The organism is Micromonospora inaquosa (assembly GCF_003857055.1).
GTDB lineage: Bacteria > Actinomycetota > Actinomycetes > Mycobacteriales > Micromonosporaceae > Micromonospora > Micromonospora inaquosa.
The window spans coordinates 1-5,372 of the sequence record NZ_QGSZ01000055.1; the positions used below are offsets into that span (position 1 = coordinate 1).

The following is a 5,372-nucleotide window of genomic DNA, read 5'->3' on the forward strand; positions in this document are numbered from 1 at the left end:
GGTGTGTGGTTGTTCTTTGAGAACTCAACAGGGTGCTTGTAAAGCCAGTGCCAATTATGATTTATACCCCGGACTGGTCAGTTTTTGCTGGCTGGTTGGGATTCCTTTGGCAACATTTGTTTGTTGCCGGGATAGCTGTTCAACTAATTTTTTGTTGGAGAGTTTGATCCTGGCTCAGGACGAACGCTGGCGGCGTGCTTAACACATGCAAGTCGAGCGGAAAGGCCCTTCGGGGTACTCGAGCGGCGAACGGGTGAGTAACACGTGAGCAACCTGCCCCAAGCTTTGGGATAACCCTCGGAAACGGGGGCTAATACCGAATATTACTGCTGGCCGCATGGTTGGTGGTGGAAAGTTTTTCGGCTTGGGATGGGCTCGCGGCCTATCAGCTTGTTGGTGGGGTGATGGCCTACCAAGGCGACGACGGGTAGCCGGCCTGAGAGGGCGACCGGCCACACTGGGACTGAGACACGGCCCAGACTCCTACGGGAGGCAGCAGTGGGGAATATTGCACAATGGGCGGAAGCCTGATGCAGCGACGCCGCGTGAGGGATGACGGCCTTCGGGTTGTAAACCTCTTTCAGCAGGGACGAAGCGAGAGTGACGGTACCTGCAGAAGAAGCACCGGCCAACTACGTGCCAGCAGCCGCGGTAAGACGTAGGGTGCGAGCGTTGTCCGGATTTATTGGGCGTAAAGAGCTCGTAGGCGGCTTGTCGCGTCGACCGTGAAAACTTGGGGCTCAACCCCAAGCCTGCGGTCGATACGGGCAGGCTAGAGTTCGGTAGGGGAGACTGGAATTCCTGGTGTAGCGGTGAAATGCGCAGATATCAGGAGGAACACCGGTGGCGAAGGCGGGTCTCTGGGCCGATACTGACGCTGAGGAGCGAAAGCGTGGGGAGCGAACAGGATTAGATACCCTGGTAGTCCACGCTGTAAACGTTGGGCGCTAGGTGTGGGGGGCCTCTCCGGTTCCCTGTGCCGCAGCTAACGCATTAAGCGCCCCGCCTGGGGAGTACGGCCGCAAGGCTAAAACTCAAAGGAATTGACGGGGGCCCGCACAAGCGGCGGAGCATGCGGATTAATTCGATGCAACGCGAAGAACCTTACCTGGGTTTGACATGGCCGCAAAACCTCCAGAGATGGGGGGTCCTTCGGGGGCGGTCACAGGTGGTGCATGGCTGTCGTCAGCTCGTGTCGTGAGATGTTGGGTTAAGTCCCGCAACGAGCGCAACCCTCGTTCGATGTTGCCAGCGCGTTATGGCGGGGACTCATCGAAGACTGCCGGGGTCAACTCGGAGGAAGGTGGGGATGACGTCAAGTCATCATGCCCCTTATGTCCAGGGCTTCACGCATGCTACAATGGCCGGTACAATGGGCTGCGATACCGTGAGGTGGAGCGAATCCCAAAAAGCCGGTCTCAGTTCGGATCGGGGTCTGCAACTCGACCCCGTGAAGTCGGAGTCGCTAGTAATCGCAGATCAGCAACGCTGCGGTGAATACGTTCCCGGGCCTTGTACACACCGCCCGTCACGTCACGAAAGTCGGCAACACCCGAAGCCGGTGGCCCAACCCTTGTGGAGGGAGCCGTCGAAGGTGGGGCTGGCGATTGGGACGAAGTCGTAACAAGGTAGCCGTACCGGAAGGTGCGGCTGGATCACCTCCTTTCTAAGGAGCACCTTCCGACGAAAGTCGGTAAGGAGCCCGCACCGCCCGACTGTGGTGGTGGGGTGCTCAGATGGCGGAGACACTGGCAAGTTTTGCCCTGGCAACGGCCGGCGGCGCCTAGTACAGCCACTCTTGGGTGGTGGGAACGGATGCTGTTGGTGCGGCTGGGGGGAGATGTAAGCACCCTGTTGGGTCCTGAAGGAACAACCTCGTGTTGTTGTTTCAGAGACTTGGCCGGCCTCCTTGTGTGGGGGCTGGAAGTCTGCCAGGCATGGCCTGGCCCCGCATACCGCCAACTGTGTGTTGGGTTTGGTGTGGGGCGGATCGGGTTGTGGGTTGGTCGTTTGTTGAGAATTGCACAGTGGACGCGAGCATCTTTGTGGTCAAGTTGTCAAGGGCGAACGGTGAATGCCTTGGCACCAGGAGCCGATGAAGGACGTGGGAGGCCGCGATAGGCCTGGGGGAGCTGTCAACCAAGCTGTGATCCCAGGGTGTCCGAATGGGGAAACCTGGCACCAGTCATGTGGTGTCACCCACACCTGAACACATAGGGTGTGTGGAGGGAACGCGGGGAAGTGAAACATCTCAGTACCCGTAGGAAGAGAAAACAATTTAGTGATTCCGTGAGTAGTGGCGAGCGAAAGCGGATCGAGGCTAAACCGGCTGCGTGTGATACCTGTCAGGGGTTGCGTGGTCGGGGTTGTGGGACCCTGCTGAACAAGCTGACACTTGTTCGAGAAGTTACAAAGTTAGTGGCTAGTCGAACAGTCTGGAATGGCTGACCGTAGACGGTGAAAGTCCGGTAGGTGAAAGTTGCTGACCTTCTGTGGGTGTTCCCGAGTAGCGGCGGACCCCTGAAATCTGCCGTGAATCTGCCAGGACCACCTGGTAAGCCTAAATACTTCCTGGTGACCGATAGCGGACAAGTACCGTGAGGGAATGGTGAAAAGTACCCCGGGAGGGGAGTGAAATAGTACCTGAAACCGTTCGCCTACAATCCGTCGGAGCCTTGCGGGGTGACGGCGTGCCTTTTGAAGAATGAGCCTGCGAGTTAGTGGCATGTGGCGAGGTTAACCCGTGTGGGGGAGCCGTAGCGAAAGCGAGTCTGAATAGGGCGATTCAGTCGCGTGTCCTAGACCCGAAGCGGAGTGATCTAGCCATGGGCAGGCTGAAGCGCGGGTAAGACCGCGTGGAGGGCCGAACCCACCAATGTTGAAAAATTGGGGGATGACCTGTGGTTAGGGGTGAAAGGCCAATCAAACTCCGTGATAGCTGGTTCTCCCCGAAATGCATTTAGGTGCAGCGTCGCGTGTTTCTTGCCGGAGGTAGAGCACTGGATGGTCTAGGGGGCCCACAAGCTTACCGAAATCAGCCAAACTCCGAATGCCGGTAAGTGAGAGCGCGGCAGTGAGACTGCGGGGGATAAGCTTCGTAGTCGAGAGGGAAACAGCCCAGATCACCAGCTAAGGCCCCTAAGCGTGTGCTAAGTGGAAAAGGATGTGGGGTCGCATAGACAACCAGGAGGTTGGCTTAGAAGCAGCCACCCTTTAAAGAGTGCGTAATAGCTCACTGGTCAAGTGGTTCCGCGCCGACAATGTAGCGGGGCTCAAGCACACCGCCGAAGCTGTGGCATTCACATTTTATCCTCGCTTGGACTTGATTCCTTGTGCAGGTGTGTGGATGGGTAGGGGAGCGTCGTGCCGCGAGTGAAGCAGCGGGGTGACCCAGTTGTGGACGCGGCACGAGTGAGAATGCAGGCATGAGTAGCGAAAGAAGGGTGAGAAACCCTTCCGCCGGATGACCAAGGGTTCCAGGGCCAGGCTAATCCGCCCTGGGTGAGTCGGGACCTAAGGCGAGGCCGAGAGGCGTAGTCGATGGACAACGGGTTGATATTCCCGTACCCGCGAAAGAGCGTCCCTGATGAACCTCGTTGTGCTAACCGCCCGAACTTGGTGAGGTCTTCGGACTGAGCTGGGGGAGCGTGGGAACCTGATGGGTAGTAGTCAAGCGATGGGGTGACGCAGGAAGGTAGCTGAGCCCGGCCGGTGGTTGTGCCGGGGTAAGCGTGTAGGCCGTGGTGTAGGCAAATCCGCACCGCATGAAGGCTGAGACGTGATGCCGAGCCGATTCAGGTGAAGTCAGTGATCCTATGCTGCCGAGAAAAGCCTCTAGCGAGTTCTTAGCGGCCCGTACCCCAAACCGACACAGGTGGTCAGGTAGAGAATACCGAGGCGATCGGGCGAACTGTGGTTAAGGAACTCGGCAAATTGCCCCCGTAACTTAGGGAGAAGGGGGGCCGGAGACGTGAAGCCCCGCGCGGGTGGAGCGTTGTATGGCCGCAGAGAGCAGGGGGAAGCGACTGTTTACTAAAAACACAGGTCCATGCGAAGAAGTAATTCGATGTATATGGACTGACGCCTGCCCGGTGCTGGAACGTTAAGGGGACCTGTTAGCTCTTTCGGGGGCGAAGCGGAGAACTTAAGCGCCAGTAAACGGCGGTGGTAACTATAACCATCCTAAGGTAGCGAAATTCCTTGTCGGGTAAGTTCCGACCTGCACGAATGGCGTAACGACTTCCCCACTGTCTCAACCACAGGCCCGGCGAAATTGCAGTACGAGTAAAGATGCTCGTTACGCGCGGCAGGACGGAAAGACCCCGGGACCTTTACTATAGCTTGACATTGGTACTCGAATTAGCTTGTGTAGGATAGGTGGGAGCCGGTGAAGTCCATACGCCAGTATGGGTGGAGGCAATCTTGAAATACCACTCTGGTTGATTTGGGTATCTAACTTCGGACCGTTATCCGGTTCAGGGACAGTGTCTGGTGGGTAGTTTAACTGGGGCGGTTGCCTCCTAAAAGGTAACGGAGGCGCCCAAAGGTTCCCTCAGCCTGGTTGGCAATCAGGTGTTGAGTGCAAGTACACAAGGGAGCTTGACTGTGAGACTGACAGGTCGAGCAGGGACGAAAGTCGGGACTAGTGATCCGGCACTTGCGAGTGGAAGCGGTGTCGCTCAACGGATAAAAGGTACCCCGGGGATAACAGGCTGATCTTCCCCAAGAGTCCATATCGACGGGATGGTTTGGCACCTCGATGTCGGCTCGTCGCATCCTGGGGCTGTAGCAGGTCCCAAGGGTTGGGCTGTTCGCCCATTAAAGCGGTACGCGAGCTGGGTTTAGAACGTCGTGAGACAGTTCGGTCCCTATCCGCCGTGCGCGTAGGATACTTGAGAAGGGCTGTCCCTAGTACGAGAGGACCGGGACGGACGAACCTCTGGTGTGCCAGTTGTCCTGCCAAGGGCACGGCTGGTTAGCTACGTTCGGAAGGGATAACCGCTGAAAGCATCTAAGCGGGAAGCCTGCTTCAAGATGAGGTATCCCACCCACCTTTGGTGGGGTAAGGCCCCCAGCTAGACGACTGGGTTGATAGGCCGGAAATGTAAGCCCGGTAACGGGTTCAGTTGACCGGTACTAATAGGCCGAGGACTTGACTACTAAGCTGCTACGCGTCCACTGTGCAACTCTGAACAAGCGAACACCCGTGAATGTGTGCCGGGGTTGTTTGATATGTTCATAGAGTTACGGCGGTCATGGCGGAGGGGAAACGCCCGGTTACATTCCGAACCCGGAAGCTAAGCCCTCCAGCGCCGATGGTACTGCACTCGTGAGGGTGTGGGAGAGTAGGACGCCGCCGGACAATCTTCCAG

At 57.5% G+C, this 5,372-nt stretch carries 3 rRNA genes; all 3 read left to right on the forward strand.

From position 1 onward, the window contains the following. Positions 1-151 precede the first annotated feature (151 nt). The 3 genes from DLJ59_RS00655 (at position 152) to rrf (ending at position 5,362) form a co-directional block, all read left to right on the forward strand. Positions 152-1,666 (forward strand): 16S ribosomal RNA (locus DLJ59_RS00655). A gap of 381 nt (positions 1,667-2,047) precedes the next feature. Beyond that, a 23S ribosomal RNA gene (locus tag DLJ59_RS00660) occupies positions 2,048-5,160 on the forward strand. Positions 5,161-5,245: 85 nt separating this feature from the next. Beyond that, positions 5,246-5,362, forward strand: a 5S ribosomal RNA gene (gene rrf / locus DLJ59_RS00665). Together the 16S, 23S and 5S rRNA genes form the textbook arrangement of a ribosomal RNA operon. The last annotated feature ends 10 nt before the right edge of the window (positions 5,363-5,372 follow it).